Origin of the sequence: Streptomyces sp. NPDC005962, assembly GCF_040629205.1 — a bacterium.
GTDB lineage: Bacteria > Actinomycetota > Actinomycetes > Streptomycetales > Streptomycetaceae > Streptomyces.
Window position 1 is genome coordinate 337,262 of sequence record NZ_JBEXVE010000001.1, and the last position, 17,609, is coordinate 354,870.

At 66.3% G+C, this 17,609-nt stretch carries 18 protein-coding genes and 1 tRNA gene; 4 read left to right on the plus strand and 15 right to left on the minus strand.

Annotated features, from left to right (window positions below; all coding sequences use genetic code 11):
- Nucleotides 1-53: 53 nt before the first annotated feature.
- The 3 genes from ABZ370_RS01635 to ugpC form a co-directional block, all read right to left on the minus strand.
- A complete protein-coding gene (locus tag ABZ370_RS01635; RefSeq protein ID WP_358615005.1) occupies nt 54-866 on the minus strand; it encodes a nucleotidyltransferase family protein in 813 nt (270 codons plus the stop codon).
- A 102-nt stretch (nt 867-968) separates the two neighbouring features.
- Nucleotides 969-1,388 carry a hypothetical protein gene (locus tag ABZ370_RS01640; RefSeq protein ID WP_358615007.1) on the minus strand — a complete coding sequence of 140 codons (420 nt, stop codon included), beginning with the start codon at nt 1,386-1,388 and terminating at the stop codon, nt 969-971.
- 221 nt (nt 1,389-1,609) lie between these two features.
- Entirely contained in the window at nt 1,610-2,746 is a 1,137-nt protein-coding gene (gene ugpC / locus ABZ370_RS01645) for a sn-glycerol-3-phosphate ABC transporter ATP-binding protein UgpC (RefSeq protein ID WP_358615009.1), read from the minus strand.
- A gap of 178 nt (nt 2,747-2,924) precedes the next feature.
- Between ugpC and ABZ370_RS01650 the strand changes: the two genes are divergently transcribed.
- Nucleotides 2,925-2,997, plus strand: a tRNA-Thr gene (locus ABZ370_RS01650).
- Between the two features lie 75 nt (nt 2,998-3,072).
- On the opposite strand, the gene ABZ370_RS01655 is transcribed toward ABZ370_RS01650, so the two are convergent.
- The 7 genes from ABZ370_RS01655 to ABZ370_RS01685 form a co-directional block, all read right to left on the minus strand.
- The gene (locus ABZ370_RS01655; protein WP_358615011.1) at nt 3,073-4,212 is read right to left on the minus strand and encodes a site-specific integrase; all 1,140 of its coding nucleotides are present in this window, start codon (nt 4,210-4,212) and stop codon (nt 3,073-3,075) included.
- Nucleotides 4,212-4,412, minus strand: coding sequence for a helix-turn-helix domain-containing protein (locus ABZ370_RS01660; RefSeq protein WP_358616004.1), 201 nt, complete (start codon nt 4,410-4,412; stop codon nt 4,212-4,214). The genes ABZ370_RS01655 and ABZ370_RS01660 overlap by 1 nt, the downstream gene beginning before the upstream one ends.
- Nucleotides 4,409-5,863: a replication initiator gene (locus ABZ370_RS01665; protein WP_358615013.1), complete on the minus strand. Its 1,455-nt coding sequence runs from the start codon at nt 5,861-5,863 to the stop codon at nt 4,409-4,411. Before ABZ370_RS01665 ends, ABZ370_RS01660 begins: the two co-directional genes overlap by 4 nt.
- 135 nt (nt 5,864-5,998) lie before the next feature.
- A complete protein-coding gene (locus ABZ370_RS01670; protein ID WP_358615015.1) occupies nt 5,999-6,655 on the minus strand; it encodes a DUF2637 domain-containing protein in 657 nt (218 codons plus the stop codon).
- Nucleotides 6,656-6,696: 41 nt separating this feature from the next.
- Nucleotides 6,697-8,073, minus strand: coding sequence for a cell division protein FtsK (locus ABZ370_RS01675; RefSeq protein WP_358615017.1), 1,377 nt, complete (start codon nt 8,071-8,073; stop codon nt 6,697-6,699).
- Nucleotides 8,070-8,264 (minus strand): hypothetical protein, encoded by a 195-nt coding sequence (locus tag ABZ370_RS01680; RefSeq protein WP_358615019.1) that lies wholly within the window; start codon nt 8,262-8,264, stop codon nt 8,070-8,072. The genes ABZ370_RS01675 and ABZ370_RS01680 overlap by 4 nt, the downstream gene beginning before the upstream one ends.
- The gene (locus tag ABZ370_RS01685) at nt 8,261-8,608 is read right to left on the minus strand and encodes a hypothetical protein (RefSeq protein ID WP_358615021.1); all 348 of its coding nucleotides are present in this window, start codon (nt 8,606-8,608) and stop codon (nt 8,261-8,263) included. The genes ABZ370_RS01680 and ABZ370_RS01685 overlap by 4 nt, the downstream gene beginning before the upstream one ends.
- Before the next feature lie 180 nt (nt 8,609-8,788).
- On the opposite strand from ABZ370_RS01685, the gene ABZ370_RS01690 reads away from it, so the two are divergent.
- Nucleotides 8,789-9,199: a GntR family transcriptional regulator gene (locus tag ABZ370_RS01690; RefSeq protein ID WP_358615023.1), complete on the plus strand. Its 411-nt coding sequence runs from the start codon at nt 8,789-8,791 to the stop codon at nt 9,197-9,199.
- A 1,264-nt stretch (nt 9,200-10,463) separates the two neighbouring features.
- On the opposite strand, the gene ABZ370_RS01695 is transcribed toward ABZ370_RS01690, so the two are convergent.
- The gene (locus ABZ370_RS01695; RefSeq protein WP_358615025.1) at nt 10,464-10,835 is read right to left on the minus strand and encodes a DUF6415 family natural product biosynthesis protein; all 372 of its coding nucleotides are present in this window, start codon (nt 10,833-10,835) and stop codon (nt 10,464-10,466) included.
- A gap of 204 nt (nt 10,836-11,039) precedes the next feature.
- On the opposite strand from ABZ370_RS01695, the gene ABZ370_RS01700 reads away from it, so the two are divergent.
- Nucleotides 11,040-12,311, plus strand: coding sequence for a transcriptional regulator (locus tag ABZ370_RS01700; protein WP_358615027.1), 1,272 nt, complete (start codon nt 11,040-11,042; stop codon nt 12,309-12,311).
- On the opposite strand, the gene ABZ370_RS01705 is transcribed toward ABZ370_RS01700, so the two are convergent.
- From ABZ370_RS01705 to ABZ370_RS01715, 3 genes are all read right to left on the minus strand, one after another.
- Complete coding sequence (locus tag ABZ370_RS01705; protein WP_358615029.1) at nt 12,292-12,951, minus strand: HAD family hydrolase; 660 nt, start codon at nt 12,949-12,951, stop codon at nt 12,292-12,294. The genes ABZ370_RS01700 and ABZ370_RS01705 overlap by 20 nt on opposite strands.
- 402 nt (nt 12,952-13,353) lie before the next feature.
- Nucleotides 13,354-14,775, minus strand: coding sequence for a caspase family protein (locus tag ABZ370_RS01710; protein ID WP_358615031.1), 1,422 nt, complete (start codon nt 14,773-14,775; stop codon nt 13,354-13,356).
- Entirely contained in the window at nt 14,772-15,149 is a 378-nt protein-coding gene (locus ABZ370_RS01715) for a hypothetical protein (RefSeq protein WP_358615033.1), read from the minus strand. Before ABZ370_RS01715 ends, ABZ370_RS01710 begins: the two co-directional genes overlap by 4 nt.
- A gap of 605 nt (nt 15,150-15,754) precedes the next feature.
- Between ABZ370_RS01715 and ABZ370_RS01720 the strand changes: the two genes are divergently transcribed.
- A complete protein-coding gene (locus ABZ370_RS01720) occupies nt 15,755-16,297 on the plus strand; it encodes an NUDIX hydrolase (protein WP_358615035.1) in 543 nt (180 codons plus the stop codon).
- On the opposite strand, the gene ABZ370_RS01725 is transcribed toward ABZ370_RS01720, so the two are convergent.
- Nucleotides 16,294-17,550 carry a hypothetical protein gene (locus tag ABZ370_RS01725; protein ID WP_358615037.1) on the minus strand — a complete coding sequence of 419 codons (1,257 nt, stop codon included), beginning with the start codon at nt 17,548-17,550 and terminating at the stop codon, nt 16,294-16,296. The genes ABZ370_RS01720 and ABZ370_RS01725 overlap by 4 nt on opposite strands.
- Nucleotides 17,551-17,609 lie beyond the last annotated feature (59 nt).

The following is a 17,609-nucleotide window of genomic DNA, read 5'->3' on the forward strand; positions in this document are numbered from 1 at the left end:
GCGGAGGGCCTTCGACGTACGGGGACTCAGTCGTGCAACCGACGTACGGGGACTTAGTCGTGCAACGGCCGGACCGGCGTGGATTCCAGCGACCCGCGACCGGACGGCGGTGGGCCCGCGGAGAGTTCCTTGGCGGCCTCGGTGAGGTCCTTGGCGGTGTCGATGGCCCGCCAGTACGCGCCGTGGGGCAGCGGAAACCCGGCCAGCCGGCGCTCCCGGGCGAGCCGCGGGAACGTCGTCCGCTCATGGTCGCCGCGCTCCGGCAGCAGAGTCGTGAAGGTGGCGGAGAAGACGTACACGCCCGCGTTGATGAGGTACGGGGAGGGCGGCGACTCGATGAAGTCGAGGACGTGACCGAACTCGTTCGTCTCCACCGCCCCCCAGGGGATGCGCGGCCGGGCCAGCGCGAGCGTCGCGACGGCGTCGCGCTCATGGTGGAAGTCGGCCATCTCGCGCAGCGAGAAGCGGGTCCAGATGTCGCCGTTGGTGGCGTACCAGGGCTGATCGGGGTGGGGGAGCCGGGCGGCGGCGAACTTCAGGCCACCGCCGCGCCCGAGCGGTTCCTTTTCGACGACGGTCGTCACGCGCAGCGGCAGTTCCGCCGACTCCAGCCAGTCCTGGAGGACGGCGGCGAGGTGGCCGCAGGAGACGACCGCGTCGGTGACCCCCTCGGCGGCCAGCCAGGCCAGCTGATGGCCGATGATCGGGGTCCCGGTGCCCGGGATCTCGACCATCGGCTTGGGACGGTCGTCGGTGTACGGACGCAGCCGCGAGCCCTGGCCTCCGGCCAGGACGACGGCCTGCGTGGGGCGCGGGGCATGCGGGTGGTGAGCGTGGTGCCCCCGCCGGTGGAGGTCATCGGTCATGGATCGCACCATATGCGGTGGCGCGGTGACCGCACGGGGAGCGGGTGCCGGACGTGATCGGCGGTGGTGTGTTCAGCGCTGGTGTGATCGACGGTGTGGTGATCAGCGGTACGCCTGGGTGATGCCGGACGCGAACGAGGTGTCGCAGACGGGACGGGCGTAGGCCTGGGCCCGGTTCGTCCCCCCGTACTTGGCGACCGCGGCGCGGCCGAGCGCGCGGGCGATGTCCGCGCAGTGCCTGGCCAGCGAGGGCCGCTCGTTCGTGGCGACCTGGAGGTGGGTGAGGGCCACCGCGGGGTCCTTCTCCTGCAACTCCGCGAGCAGCCGGTCGCGCAGCAGCTCGTGCGGAGCGCGGTGGACGGCGCGGGTGGAGGCGCGGTCGGAGGAGGCGGTGAGGATCTGCGACTCGGCGCTCGGCGAGGCCCACGGGACGCGGGTGACGGCGAGCGTTCCGGAGAGGACGAGCACGACGGGAAGGACGAGCGCGAGGGTTCTGCCGATTCGGCGGGCTGCGTTGTTCACGGGAGGGATCGTAGCGAGGAGCGATGATTTGGCGACATTGAGTCACCATGCCGGGTGACGGAAACCCGCTTCTGCGCGCGGGCGTGTTGACGAACGGAATCGAAAAGCCCGGAATGTCGGGGAATTTATCGACAACACCACAACGCCACATGCGACGAGGCGCCGCCACCGCAACCGCGGCACACGACGCCTCGCCCAAACCTGACTTACCCCCATCGAGGTCAGTCGCTGAGCCGCTCCCCGGTGGAGGTGGAGAAGACGTGGGCCTCGCCCGGCTGCGGCACGACGTGCAGCTGCGAGCCCTTCTCCGGCACCTGGCGGCTGCCGACCCGGATCACCAGGTCCTTGCTCTCGCCGCCGACCTCGGCCGAACCGAAGACGTACGCGTCCGCGCCCGTCTCCTCGACCACGTTGACGGTGATCGCGAGACCGGCCGGGGCGCCCTCGGTGGCCTTGGACAGCGCCTTCGCCGCCCCGCCGTTCGCCTCGACCACGTCGAAGTGCTCGGGCCGGACGCCCACGGTGACCGTACGGTCGCCCTTGTCGGCCGCGGCGGACAGCGCCTCGCGGTTGACCGGGACCACGCTGTTGCCGAACTTCACGCCGCCGTCGGTGATCGGCACCTCGACCAGGTTCATCGCGGGCGAGCCGATGAAGCCCGCCACGAAGAGGTTGGCCGGACGGTCGTACATGTTGCGCGGCGTGTCGACCTGCTGCAGCAGCCCGTCCTTGAGGACGGCCACCCGGTCGCCCATGGTCATGGCCTCGACCTGGTCGTGGGTGACGTACACCGTCGTGATCCCCAGCCGCCGCTGCAGGCTCGCGATCTGCGTACGCGTCTGCACGCGCAGCTTGGCGTCGAGGTTCGACAGCGGCTCGTCCATCAGGAACACCTGCGGCTCCCGCACGATGGCCCGCCCCATCGCCACCCGCTGCCGCTGACCACCGGACAGCGCCTTCGGCTTGCGCTCCAGGTACTCCGTGAGGTCCAGGATCTTCGCCGCGTCCTCGACCTTCTGCCGGATCTCGGTCTTGTTGACCCCGGCGATCTTGAGCGCGAAGCCCATGTTCTGCGCGACGGACATGTGCGGGTACAGCGCGTAGTTCTGGAACACCATGGCGATGTCCCGGTCCTTCGGCGGCAGGTGCGTCACATCGCGGTCGCCGATGCGGATCACCCCGCCGTTGACGTCCTCCAGCCCCGCGAGCATCCGCAGCGACGTGGACTTCCCACAGCCCGAGGGGCCGACCAGAACGAGGAACTCGCCGTCCTCGATGCTGATGTCGAGCTGATCGACGGCGGGCTTTTCGGTGCCCGGGTAGATCCGGGTCGCCTTGTCATACGTGACAGTGGCCATGGTGATCTGGTCCCTTCACCGGCAGGAACGTGCCGGACGATCCGAGTAAAGGTAGGGGTCTAGTCCACTGCAGGTGGATTGGCGCGACGCTATACCGCCCACCCCCGCCCTGTCTCTACTACGGACACCAGAATTTTCGAACGGAGCACCCCGGCGTGGTGGGTACACTGCTGGGGACGCCGACTTAGCTCAGCTGGTAGAGCACCGCTCTTGTAAAGCGAAGGTCGTCGGTTCGAATCCGACAGTCGGCTCTGTGCATGAGCTGCGCGAACGCCCCCGCGATCTTGGATCACGGGGGCGTTGACGGCAGAAGTTGACGGCAGTTCCTACCTACGGCGCCTGAGCAGCCGATCCATGTGGCCTATGGCCTCACGCCGACTGTCGTCGTGCACGTGGGTGTAGACGTTCATCGTGACCGCGATCTGCGAGTGCCCCAGGATCTCCATCACGACGCGCGGGGCGGCCCCAGCCGCGAAGAGCAGCGAGGCGCAGAGGTGCCGGGTGTCGTGCAGACGCACGCGTGGCAGTCCGGCGGACTCGGCGATCCGCTCGAAAGACCGGTTCAGGTTGCGCGGCTCAATGGGTCGACCGCTGCGCGTGGTGAACACGTAGTCGCTGGCCTGCCAGCTCTTCCCAGCAGCGGCCCGCTGTGCGGCCTGCCGGAGGCGCTGCCACCGGAGCGGGGCGACGCACATCAGCGGGAGAGGGATCGTCCGCGCGCGCCGGTTCTTGGTGTTGTCCTCGTACAGCTCCTTGCCGCCGCGCTGGAGCTGAGACCGCACGGTCAGCGTGCGCCGGTCCAGGTCCACGTCTCGCCAGTGCAAGCCCAGGATCTCCCCACGGCGGAGTCCGAGCGCGACCGCCAGGACGAACGCCGCGTACAGGGGGTCCGAACGTGCCGCTTCCAGGAACGTCTGGGCCTGGTCCAGAGTCCACGGCCGCAGCTCCCGAGGTTCGACGCGCGGCGCGGGAACCAACTTTGCGACGTTGCGGCTGATCAGTTCCTCGCGGCAAGCCGCTGTCAGCGCGGTACGGAGCACCCGGTGCGCCTCCTTCGCGGTCGCGGCCGACGCCTTCGCAGTGACGGCCGAGAGCATTCGACGTACGTTCGCGGTGGTGAGCGACTCCAGCCGACGTGTGCCCAACTGCGGGACGAGGTAGAGCCGTACGTGCATCTCGTACTTGATGTACGTGGTGCGCTTGCGGTGCGGCCTTATGTGCTCCTCCAGCCAGTACGGCAGCCATTCGGAGAGCTTGGAGGACCGGGAAGGCGTCGGGATTCCCTGGCGGTCCCGGCGGACGAGTTCTTGACGCTTCTCGTCGCACTCGTCCCAGGTGTTGCCGTAGACCGTCTTGCGCTTGCGGGTGCCGTCGGGCTGCGGGACGTAGACCCGTGCCTCAAAGCGTCCGTCCTTGCGCTGCCAGATGCTTCCAGCACCGTTGGGGTTCCTCTTCCGGGATGGCATCAGGCCGCGTTCTCCTCGATCTGTTCCTGAATGAAGGCGCGCAGGCTCTCCGGCGACACGCGCCGCGCGCGCCCGACGGTGAAGCTGGCCAACTGGTGGGTTCGTATGAGGTCGTAGACCTTGCTCCGGCTCAAGCGCAGGGCGGTCATGACCTCGGGCACGGTCAGGGCTGTGTGCGTCGGCGAGAGGCACGGGCTCACAGCCACGGGTCTCCTTCCGTCTTGCGGCGTTCGGCCTGAGCGAGGTCGTGGCGTACCTGGGCGGCGAGGAGTTCTTCGCCGGGGCTGTATCCGGAGGCCAGGTATTGCCAGTGGGAGACCACGAGGGTGGTCTCGTCGTCCAGCTCGGGCCGGTCGTCGTCGGCGGCGCGTGCTTGTTCGGTGCGCCAGGTGCGGCGGATGTCGCGGAGTGCGCCGAGGGTGGTGGAGTAGCGGCGGGATTTGCTGGAGAAGTGGCCCCGGAAGCCGAGCATGTGGGCCCACTTCCAGAGCTTGAGTTCGGCGAACTCCGGGAGGTGGCCGAGGTGCCATGCGGTGCGGATCATCTGGCGGACGTGGCGGTGCACGCGCAGGTCCGCGATGGGCTCGGACTGTCCGGTGCCGTCGCACTGCTCGCACAGGTCCCGGAAGCCGTCCGGGCCGCGCTGGTAGCCGCGTCCGGAGCAGTGGGCACAACGCAGGGAGCGGTCCACCGTGCCGGAGTCCTCGGCGCTCTTCGTCGCGTACTTGGCGACGTAGGCCGCGACCTTCTGATCGGTCAGCTCGCCGTCGCCCAGGGCCGCGATTTCGCGGATGTCGATCTGATCGCCCCAGGCGATTTCGCGTTCGCCGATGGCGTCGGAGGCCACGGTGAGCACGGCCCGTTTACGCGCTTTCTTGACCGCGTGGGTGAGGGCGTCAGCGGTGGCCCACCGGGGCGGTGGCTCGTTGCTCCCTTCCGGTCCGTCGAGACGAACCACTGCGTGGAAGTGGACCAGGCCGCGCCGCTGGTACTCGGCGACCTTGGCGAAGGAGACGCGCACGGAGGCGTTCAGCGCCTTCTGGGTGATGCCGAGGTGCGCGGCCAGCTCCCGGCGCAGGTAGGTGGTGAAGCGGGCCCACAAAGCTCCAGCGTGCGCGTTCCACAGCACGGCTCCGGCGTAGTCGTACGTGGACGGAGACAACGGCGTGCCCAACGCCGGGGCATCGGGCCCGTGGCGTTCGCCGCAGCGGCAGGCCAGGGTCTCGCCCGCGTCGGTGGTGATGCGGTTGTGGACCGGCCCGAACGAGGGAGCGGTGAGGGTGACGAACAGGCGCGGGTGCGTGCGGACGGCCTCCGGCACGGTCTTGCCGCCGGAGAGCCCGGCCCGGATCAGGTGGTAGGTGTCAGCGGCGTACAGGCGCGAGCAAGAGGGGCAGCGCGAGGAGCGCCGATTACCGCAGGCGGTCAGCAGCCGCCCAGTGGGTTCGTTGGCAGAGCTGTACGAGCGGAGCACGGTGTCCGTCGCCGCGTCCCTGGTCTCGGTGGAGCCGACAAGCTGCACCGGCCGGGTGCAACCGCGGATTTGGCTGATCTGGCCTTGGACGCGGTCGAAGTCGGGGAGATGGGCGAGGCGGATGAGGTCCCGCAGGGCCAGGCTCGCCACGTGGCGCAGGTCCAGGGGGGCTTTCACGGGTGACGCGTCCTTTCCGGTGGGGGAGGGCCCCGGGCAGCACTCAGCCAGGGCTGCGGGTGCTGCTCGGGGCATGACGGACCAAGCCCGGTGGGGCTGAGGGGCTGGGTTGCCGGGACGTCCGGCCGAGGGGGCTCAGGCGGAGAGCTGGGCGTGTGCGGCGGTGGCCAGGGGGAGTGCGACGCCGAGGCGGGTCCGGAGCTGGGCGGCAGTGATGGGTTCGCCGTGTTCGGCCTGGTAGGTGGTGGCGATGGTGCGGGCCGCCTTCAGCAGCGGCGCGGGCACCGTGACCGCCGGGGAGGTCTCGGGCTTGCGCGTGACTGGGGGCGCCATCGATTCGGGAGCCGGAGCAGGCTCAGGGGCCGGGGCCGTTTCAGTCGGGATGGTGTGGGCCACGGTGTGGAAGTGGCGCAGGAGTTGCGGGCCGACTGCTCCCCAGCCCAGGAGGAGGAGCGGGGCCACCGCGTCCACGGCTGCACGCCCGTAGTGCTTGGCGACGATGGGTTCGGCGATGTTGAGGGCCAGGGTCAGCAGCCCGGACAGGTGCATCAGCCGGGTAGGGGCCTTGATCTGTTCGGCGGGGACGCCGTGCAGGGACAGGTAGCGCAGGGCCACCAGGAGGCCGACCACGGACAGGTCCACCATCGGGGCGATCAGCGGCGCGACCGGTGCCGGGACGCCGAGACGTAGGGCCAGGGCCCAGACGTTGCCGAAGGAGAAGACGAAGGCCAGGCCCGCGATGATGCCCATGACCACGGTCACGGTGCGCTGAGTGATCCGGTCCTCGGACATGAGGGTTCACCTCCTTTCCTTGGTCGGCTGATCGAAGAACCTCACTTGGTGAGGACCGGCGACCCGGGCCCGCTGGAGAGTTGGTCGTCGAGGAGGTCGGCCGGATCGCGGGTCAGGTGGGCGGTGTCGGTCGCGATGCGGGCCGCATCGTCGTCGGTGACGTACGGGGTGCGGATGCGAGTGAAGCCGGGACGCCCCTGGTGAGCCATGGAGGCCACGCCGACATAGGCGGGGTCCTGGAGGGCGGTCGGGTTGGCGTCGGGCCAGTTGCGGATGTCCTCCCCGAGCGCGACGACGGCCGCTTCAGCGGTCTTCTGCGCGAAGGACATGCCCACCGGGCACACGTCCCGGATGAAGGTGGGGATGGCATCCCCGGTCGCCTTCTGCGTCGCGATGAGCACCAGGATTCCGACGCTCCGGCCCTTCTTCACCAGGTCCTCAACGAGCCGGGCGTTGTCAGCAGCGAGCGCGGCCAGCTTCTTCGTCTGCGGGTCCGATCCCTTGTAGTCGCGGAAGTAGGTGTGTCCTTCGTCCACGATCAAGACCGTCAGCGGCCAGGAGGCGGACGGCCCGAGGTGCCACATGTTCTTGACGCCCAGCAGGGCACGGATGGAAGCCGAGCGGTCCCGCCGCAGCTTCACCAGCCGCTTGAACAACGTGTTTGCCTCCGTGAGGTCATCGCCGACGAAGGCGAACGCGCGCTGTGCCAGGTCGGCGTAGTCGCCCTCATGGGATGAGGTCACCTTGCCGTCCGCTATCGCGTACTGGATCGCGTCAGAGGGCGCCGTATCGCACAGAAACCGGTTGACCAACGAGGTCTTGCCGAAGCCGGGCAGCCCGGCCACGGTGACCCCGGGCACGTCCGACAGGCTCACGCTCACCGGCTGCGCGTACTCGTCCAACCCCAGATGCCACACCGCCAGTTCCTCCGGCACCTCACCGGTCGGTATGTGCTCAGTCGGCACGACCAGCGGATCAACCCGCACACCACGGATCACGAGCTGTCCCGGCTGGTCTGGGAGGACTGAGACCCGAGTGCACCGCCAGGCGTCGGCCAGGTACGGGGCTGCCCGCTGGAACTCCGCCAGGCTGACCTTGGGCAGGCACACCGCGCGGACCAGCACCCCGTACCGGTCGGCGATGACCTTGATCTTCGGGATGAGGATCTTGGGCTTGGGCACCTTCCCGTCCGGGGCCACGATCACGGCGGGAGGGGTCTTGTCGGTCACCGACAGCCCGGCCATCGGGGCCAGTCGACGCCAGCCACGGCGTACGCGGATGGCCTGCCGGATGCTGGCCCGCGTCATCTTGTCGGCACGCACGTAGCGCACCACCCACCACAGGGCCCATACGAGGGCCGGGGCCAGGGCCACCCCGGCCAGAGCCGGGGCAGACCCAATGACTTCCTGAATGGTCACAGCGCGTCCTTGTAGAGGAATCGGTAGAGGGATATGCGCAGTTCCAGCAGGTCACGGCCGGAGGTGAACGTCGGGTAGCCGTGCGCCTCGATCACCTCGGCCACGTCCAGCGCCAGGCCGTTGGTGAACCGCGAATCGGTATCCCCGCTCTCCGGGGCGACCGGGTAGGCCCGTTCGGGAGCGGCGGTCACTTGGCCACCGCCGCAAGCTCCACCTTCGCCGCCCGGTAGGCCACGCCGTCGGAGAGCTGGCCGTTGAAGATGCGGGCCCACGGGGTGGCGAACAGGTCCGTCACTCGCACCGGGGTGCCCGGCTGGAGACCGTCCGGCAGACCGCTCTCGGGCACGGTGAGCTTCATCTGCTCGGCGCGGCCCTCCTCCATGAGGAAGACGGTCAGGGTGTGCAGGAACTCGCCGGTGTCGCGGTCGGTGGCGAGAGTCCCGGACTCGGGGTCCTTGATCTTCGGTACCGGGGCGGTGCCAGCGATGAACATCGTCGAGGGCAGCAGCCCCACGCGGATACGGGTCATAGCCATGCCTTTTGCTCCCTTTCGATCTACAGCCGCTCGTTGCGGCGTGATCAACAGTGCACTAGGCGAGCTAGCGCGTCAAGCACATAGCTCACCAGTGATGCATGCGAGCTAGCGCACTTCGGCAACTGGAAGGCAACAGGTGTTCTAGTGCGATGGGTGGGCTTAGCGGGCTACCCTCGGGCTATGAGCCTGCCGAGGGACACCCACACTCCGCCTTACCGGCTGGTCGCCGACGAACTGCGCCAGCAGATCCGCTCTGGCCGCATCAAGCCGGGCGAGCAGGTCCCGTCCTCCCGCGAGCTCGAAGCCAAGTACGACATCGCGAACATGACCGCGCGGTCCGCACTCCGCGTTCTGCGCGACGAAGGACTGATCTACTCCACCCCAGGCCGGGGCAACTTCGTAGTCGAGCCCCTGCCCCCGGAGCCCAGTGAGACGTCGGGGGCAGGCGAGCCGGTAGGGCACCGGCAGATGCCCAGCGCTGAATACCTGGAGTTGTCCGAACGCCTGGACACCCTCACCGCGAAGGTTGACGACCTCATGGGGGTCTTCCAGCAGCTCGCCAGCCTCACCGAGCGCCAGAAGAAGAACTAGCGGCCAGGTTCTCGGCGACCCGCCGGGCCAACTCCTCCAGCAGGGCAATCTTCTGGTCGAGTTCGGCAAGGCGAGTCCGAATCTCCGCCGTCTCCTGGTCGTTCATTGCCACACCCCGTTCGCGTTGCTTATGCCTACACCTGTCCCAAGCCCGAATGACGGGCGCTCTGGGGACATTGACCCCCTGTGGTGTTGGTCACATCTGGCTCTCGCCTCTGATTCGTGCGTACGCAGCGGCGGCCGACGCGGCGTAGATAGGGGCTGTTCAGAGTTTCTTTACTGGATCAAGGCGGCCCGCTGGCGCGGGCCGCGCGCGCTGGCGGCCCGTGGCCGCCGCCCGCTCCTGTCTGCCGCCCCGCTCAGCGGCGCCCCCGGGCCACTCAGCGCGCCATCCCGCATCAGCGCCCCACCAGACACAGTCAGCATCGGGAACAGCTGCCTCCGTACGCCCCGCCGATCGCACCGGACACGCAGAGGCAGCGGCACGGCCAGGCCCACGCGCCCAACCGGCCGGGCTTCGAAGGGCGGCTACGCAGAGCGGTTTACATGGCGGGCCGTCTGCCGACTGCGTCCATCGCTGTTGTGCGCGCAGGAACGGCCAGCGGCGAAGGAGGGGCGGCCGGGCAGGAGGCACGTCGGTCGTCGAGCCCGGTTCGATGTGGCCGGCCGCCGTACTGCCGCCGTCACGTACGCGGCTGCGTAAGCAGACGTGCCGCTCCGGATTTGGCAGGCGGGGGGCAGCTGCTGCCGCGCGGTGGTTCGACCCGTCGTGGTCGCTCCGCGTCGGTTCCCGTATCGCCGTGGCTGGGCAGCGCGTCGTAGAGGCTTCGGGTATCGCCAGCGTCGAACCCGCCTCGTCGTGCATGCCTCGCACTTGTCACCATCCCTTTCTTCACCTGGACTCATCCGGGGCAGGCAGTGCCGAAGCGAGCACGACGACGTCCCCGGTACCATCGGCACCGGGGTCCTGAACAGGGACTTCCGACCGGACCACCCCGCTCCTGCCAAGGTTTGAGGGGTGGTCCGGTTTGCTTATGCGGTTGTTGTGCGCGGCCCGGCTCCCTTCCCGCGGAACGGGTTGGAGCGAGAACGGGAGCCGGACCGCTGACGGCGGACGGTGCAGTGTCCGCCGTACCCGGGCGTGATGGGTGCCATCTGCGGAATGGCGAACGGGGCGATGTCCGCCCCACAGTCACCACACGCCGGGTTGGGGCGGGAGCTGCGGGTCCTTCCCATGGGCAGCAGCTCCCGCCCGGTCTTCAGGTCACCGGTCGTGCTCCTGAGCGAGACCGGCGTTGTCGAGCAGGAACTGCAACGTGTAGCCCAAACTGCGCACATGCCAGTCGGCCGATTGCAGGCCGGAGCCGAGCCCTTGCCGCAGCTCATGCGGGATCATGTTCAGCCTGCTGCGCTTCTGGTACCAGGTGACCGTGCCTCGGTTCATACGGTTGACCAGCTCTTCGGCAAGCGGCATCAGCGCGTTGATGTGCTCGACCAGGGACGCATGCAGCTCGCGGAGTTCGTCGTACGGGGGCAGTGCCGTTCGTTTGACTAAGGCCCGGGAAACCGTCGCTTCAATCGCGTCGACGTCCAGTTCCTCTTGTTGCTCAGCCGCACGCTTCACCGCCTCGCCCATGGCCCTCACCCCGCATGCTTGCTCTCCGTTGACCTTAGACATGGTGGAGTTACAGGACGTCCCACAGAAGGCCGCTCAGAGGACGATGAGAGGACTTCTTAAGGACTTAGTCAGAGAGCGCGGAAGGTGAGGGTCCTCAAACTGGCCTTCCGAAGCTACGGTGGGCCGAGTTGACCAACCCACCGAAAGCCATGAGGAAGTCCAGTGCCCAGGCCAGTAGGAAACGTCCGGTTGAAGTCCGCCCGACAGGCAGCGGGATACGCCTCTCAGGAAGCGTTCGCCGAGGCCATCCGTCACACCGCGCCTCAACTCGGCATACGGTCGTTGCAGATCAGCGTGCGCCAGGTCCGCCGCTGGGAGTCGGCGAGTCCTCCATGGCCGCAGCCTGATGTCCAGCGCGTACTGACGCACCTGCTGGGCCAGTCCATGGAAGAACTGGGCTTCACCGCGCCATGGGGCAGGTCAGGCTCGTCACGGGATGGCGACGCCAGCCGCAGGGGCGCACCTGCGATCGGTCCCGCGCCCGGCCCACTTCCGATCGCCAGCAATGCCACGCAACCGGCGACCGCAGGCGCTGACTTCGCCGCCATCACCGCAGCGCACCGACGCCTGTACTGGTCTGTGCAGCCTTCCCAGCTCCACGCCAGCGTCGTGGAACACACCCGTCTGGGCACGGGCCTGATGGGGGAGACCTCCGGCCGCTGCCGCACGATCCTTGCCGCAGCGCTCGCCGAGTCCTACCTACTGGCCGGGCGTATCGACTTCTTCGACCTTCAGCGGCCCGAGGCCGCCGGGCACTCGTTCGTGCGTGGCCTCCAGGCCGCCGGAGAAGCCGACGACGCACTACTCGGCGCGGCGATCCTGGCCCATACCGCGTTCATCCCCGGCTGGGCGGGTCAGCGGGAAGACGCCGAAGAGCGGATGTCCGCCGCCCGCGCCTATGCCCGCAGGGGCAACGCCCCCGCGATGATGCTTGCTTGGCTCGACGCCGTCGAGGCCGAATGCATGACACGGTGCGGAGACACCCGTACGGCACTGCGCTTGATAGCCCACGCTGAAGACGTGCTGGCCGAAGGCGATACGGACGAGCCATGCCCGGTGTGGATGGACTGGTTCACCCCGGTCCGTCTCGCCGCCTTCAAGGGCAACACGCAGTTGATCGCCGGACACACAGCCCAGGCCCGGGCCACGCTCGTTGGAGTGCTCGACAACCTGCCTGCCGACGATGGCAAGCAGCGGACGATCATCCTCGGCGACCTGGCGGCGGTGGAGGCCGCAGCCGGTAAGCCAGAGGAAGCATGCCGCTGGGCCAATGAAGCGCTCGATCAGCTCAGCGCCACGTGGTACGCCGCAGGCATGGACCGAATCCGCGACGTCCGCAAGCGGCTCCATGCCTGGCGCAACGAACCGTACGTTCGCGATCTGGATGACCGGATGTACGGATGGGGAACGACCGTCAGCGCCCTTCAGCGCTGAGTCCGGCGACCAGCCCCGGCAGCTCGGCGAGGCTGTTGACGCGGAAGGTCGGCACCGCCACGGCCTCCGGGTCATCCCACTGGATCGTCGCCCACGGCCCGCGCCGGACCAGGGCCGTCTTCATGCCCACCTTGTCCGCCGGGCGGATGTCGTTGTCCAGGCGGTCACCCACGTAAAGGATCTCCTCGGCCGAGCAGGGGGCCGCGTCCGCCACGTGGGAGAAGAACGCCGGATCGGGCTTGGACACGCCCCAGTCGTCAGACGTGGCGATGAGGTCGGACGGGAGATCGAGCGAGCGCAGTATGCCCCCGGCCCGTACGGTCTGGTTGCCCGCGATGCCCACCCATAGACCGGCATCCCGGAGCGCCGCCAGCGTCGGACGGACGTCCGCGTACAGATCACTGTCATCGAAGTGCTCCGGCTGGCCCGCCTGGGCCCGCTTCTCCCGCTCCTCGGCCAGATCGAATCCAGGGCGGAAGACCTGGAACGTCTCCCGGTAGTCCCGACCCTGAGCGATCACGGCGCCGAACATCGCTGCGAACGTGTGCCGGGGCACCGCAAGCCAGTCCGCCCACGTGCCATACTCGCGCGTCTCATCGACCAGGCACTCACCGACATCGAAAACCACAGCTCGGATCATGATGAGCAGGGTAGGCCACTTCGTGGCGGAGCAACCCGGGGCGGGGTGCGGGTGACAGCAACGACGGCCAGGTGCTGATCGAAGGCAAGTGAATTGGCGCAGTTGCTTGCCACCGTGGTGATGTCGGGTGATCCCTGATGCGCCCGGCACTCCGCCGTCGTTGGGGCTGACTGCAGTGAACGGGCAGGGCTGGAGGATTTTCAGTTACTGGTGATCTTTGCGTGATGCCGCGCTGCGGCCGACGATCGCCGCAGCTCATAGAGGGGGCGACCGGCGACATCACGCGACGAAGTTCAGTAGTCACCTGATGGTGAAGCGGTGCAGCCTAGGGAATTAGCTTCCTCCCTAAGCCCATTTGCGTGGCGACCTTCACATGGACTAGATGCCGCGTTAGGAGGCGCCCTATTGTGTGATGGCTGCGATTTTCTCAAGCTCCTTCGTTACCAGACGTTCCTTACTCTTGTCGAGTTCCATAAGTAGAATGAGGGCACTCCGGCGAGCGTCAGCACTGAATTTATAAGTAACGCCCACGCGGCCAAGGAAGTCCGCCACCTCGTGCTTGTAATCGGGCCAATCCGTCGCGAACCTCTTGGCGATATTCACAATCCCTTGCGTCATGAGGTCTGGGTGATCTTCCTCCTCCGATTGTCGGAGTATTGCGCGATAGTTTTCGAGGGCTAGCTCCTGGCCTTTTCCGCCAAATTGGCCAAGTTCTCTACAGGCGATCGAACGTTCTACGGGATTTCCTTTACTGTTCGAGGCGGCATCGGCAAGATCGTTGATCACCGCTTCGGTTCGAGTTGGATCAATTCTCCCTATCGTCCCGATTGCTTGAATCTGGTCAATTTTTTTCGTATTCAGGGAGGATGAAATCTGCTGAAGTACTGTTAGGCATTCTGGTCTGAATTCAGGATGCATCTCCGCTAGAGATTTTGCTGACCTGATTCTCAAATGGTCTTCATTGAGCAGAGATTTCATTTGCGCCAGCATCTTGTCTGGGTCCATCATCCTGGCAACCTGCGACTTCATGTACTCGATAATGCTTTCATCTGCTTTTTTGGAGGCATGTACGTCGACGGCTCGTGTGTATTTAACATTTTTGGCAATTGCTATTCGTGCACCGTCGTTCCGGTTCCTCTGTTGCGGCTCAGGTCGGGCCTTCGCGAGCAGTTCCGAGCACACTCGTCTATAGATGGATTCCATGTTCAAAATCTCAGGCCCGTTGGGTACCCCTTCTTCGAGAACCGTGATGAGTTCGCCCGTGAAGGCGGTGAACTGCTCCCCAGGCGGCGCAACAGATGGCCACGTCTCTGCTGCCGATGTTAGAAGGTAGGTACCTTCGATTTCCGACCTAGACGCTAGTTCGTCTTGACAACCCATGGAGCCGATCATGGCTCTACCGCTGAAGCAACAGTCAAGGATAACTACTTTATTCGACGTCCTATGTGCAGAGAGTATCGCTCGACGCACATCTTCAAATCGGACGGCAGTGTAGAGGCGCTCTGCCCTTGAGTTGGCGAGGGCGAGATATAGCTCATCGTTGAAAGGAGACGTTACTCCGTGTCCGGAATAGTAGAAGAGGAGTGTGTCTAAATCTTCCTGGCCAGCATCATATATTGCATCAAGAAGTTGGGTGGGGGTTGATATGTCCTCCAGGATCGTGCATCGTTCGGACGGTATTCCCCATACATTCGAGGAAGTCAACAGCGATGCAAGCTTATTCAGGTTGTTCTTCACTGAAGGTAGTTGCTCGAAGTGTGTGAAATTATGGGCTCCAGTCAAAATGGCACGTGACCGCAAAGGGTTAGAAATTCGTGCCGTCATGACCCATTCTCATTTTCGGTGGAATCTTGTGTCAGCTCATTCACGATTGTGCGCACTTGCTGCTCGGAGAGTCCTGAAAGCTCGATGCTTGCACTTTCCGTTTCGATGCGGGCGCTTATCGCTGTCCGTGCATTTTGAGGGCGAGTGGCACGCCAAGTTAAATAAGCGATTGTCAGGTTTGCTAGGGCTGTTAGTTGATCGGTGATTGCGGTCACCGTGTCAAAAGCCCCACCCATATCTCCGGTGGATGCACTTCTGTTTTCTGTGGTTAAGTGGCACTGTCGCGACGTTTTGAAATCCAAGGCCATCCATCTGTAAAATGACTCGACCTCGTAGCGAGTTTCCTTACCCTGTGCGTGGATTTCAAATCTCATGGCGACCGCCCTCCGTGGCATGCACCACTACATGCTACGGACGTTCCCCAGGTCAGAGAGGTCGTTTCCGATAAATGATGGGCGAAGGTGGGCTAGTGATCAAGAGGCTCTGGCTGCGATCATCTTTGATCGCTACCTTGGGCGCTACGTGACGGCAGTCCGCGCTGGTGCCTGAACCGGCTTGGCGGACGGCCTACGACGAACTCAGAGCTACGCGGCGAGGGCGAATCACGACGCGAGTTCTCTGACAGCAACGATGGCGCGCGATGTCGCGGTGGCCCGACGGCAGTCGTTGACGGCAACAGGGGCGCACATCGCCGTATCGCGAGACTCGCCCGCGCACCGGGCGGGCTGGGGCGGGGCGTCAACGGGCTGATCACTGCATCGGCGTGACGAACTTGTAAAGCGAAGGTCGTCGGTTCGAATCCGACAGTCGGCTCTGTACTTGAGCAGGGAAGAAGCCCCGGACGGTCTGCCGTCCAGGGCTTCTGACATCTTCAGCCGACATCCATCAATGTGAGCGCTGCGCTCTGCCGCACTCTGCAGGCGACCCAGGCAACGGCGGTGACATGCTGAGCCCTGTGTCGGCGAAGAGGGGTGGGCTCATGCGGTGGACCGTCCATGGCGAGCGGCAGATCTACAGCAACCCGTGGGTGAACCTGTGGCTCGTGGACGTCCAGCAGCCTGATGGGCGCCGCTGGGAGCACCACGTGGTGCGGATGCGCCATCTCGCCGTCGCCGCCGTGGTCGATGAGCAGAAGCGGGTGCTGATGATGTGGCGGCACCGGTTCGTCACCGACGCCTGGGGCTGGGAGCTGCCCATGGGGCTGATCGAGCCCGACGAGACCCCGGAGCAGGCCGCCGCACGCGAGGTCGAGGAGGAGACAGGCTGGCGGGTGGAAGCGGTGAAGCCTCTGGTGTACGCCCAGCCCGCGAACGGAATCACCGACTCCGAACACCATGTCTTCCGCGCCGACGGTGCGACGTATGTCGGCCCCCCGACGGAGCAGAACGAATCGGACCGCATCGAGTGGGTCCCGCTTTCGGAGATCCGCGGAATGATCGACCGTCGCGAGATCGTCAGCAGCGGCAGCCTGGTAGGCCTGCTGTACCTGCTCCTGGACGAGGCCACCAAGGCCACCGCCTAGCGCAGCACCTCACGCATGCGCTGCTCGAAACCGATCACGGGCGTCTCGCGGGCGTACGGAGTCAGCCAACGGTGGAACTCGTGGATGTGCCCCATGACCCGGGGTGAGTCGATGACGGCGGTGAGGTCGAGCGCGAGCCCCGCACTGCCGCAGGCTGCGTCGAGCTTGCCCTGCTGGAGCTGAGCGCTGGCCAGCCAGAAGGCATGGAGCGCCCGGCCGCGCTGCCGGGACGCCGTCTCCCGACGCAGCCCCTCGGCGATCAGTGGCTCGGCCTGCTGTGCCTCGCCGAGCCGGGCCAAGGCGATACCCGCGTCAACGAGAAGCTTGGCTTCGTCGAAGTAGCGAACCCAGGAGGGCGCTTCGTCTTCTCGCCCCCGCGCTAGCTCATACGCGTCGCGGGAGCGGTCGATAGCTTCCTGGCAGGCGGAGGCGTCGCGCAGGGCAGCGTGGCCGAACGCTTCGCGCATGTGGAGCATGGCCATCACCAACGGCTGGTCACCAACGGCTCGTGCGGCGTCCTGAGCCCTGCACGCCAGGGCAATGGCGTCCACTGGATTGCCGTCGTAGGTCGCTTGCAGGCTCATGCAGGAGAGTACGTTCGCCATGAAGAGGCGATCTTCCTGCCTGTGGGCGAGCGTCAGGGCCTGGGCGAAGTAGAGGCGGGCGGTGCTGTACTGACGCGCGTCGAAGTACGCCCAGCCCGCGAGGCGGGCCAACTCGGCGGCGAGGGACTGGAGCTCGGGCTTCAGGGCGTCGTCAGCCGTGCGCATCATCTGGGTGACGTACCTGAGATGACCCAGAACGGCGGGACGCAGAGATGTGCCGCCGTGTTCGTCGTCGCGACGCCAGTAATCCTCTACCGCGGACCGCAGCCCGGCGACGGTGGAAGGACTGGCTCGGTCGTCGGTCAGTGCCAGGACGTCATCGACACCACCGCCAGGAGCGGAAACGGCTGACTGCGGCTCGGGCTTCGTGGTGGTTGCGGGTTCAGGAGCTGAGGAGGGAATTTCCCACGGCCGGTGGGCGAGTCCCAACATCCCTCCGGGGATACGAAGGCCGTCGGCCACCCGCTCGATCACATCGATGTGGGCCAAGGCGCGGCGTCCAGCCATGATCTCGCCCACCCTGCTGGGCGTCATGCCACACCGGGCGGCGATCCGCGAGGGGTAGATCCCAGCCTTGAGCTTGACCAGTTGGAAGATACGTGTGAAATCACGCTTCCGGCATGCGTCCTGCCACTCCGGGCTGGCCAACAGCGCTGGTGGAAGCACAGGGTGAGGTTGCGAATCGGGCACTTGGGCCCCTCTTCCTC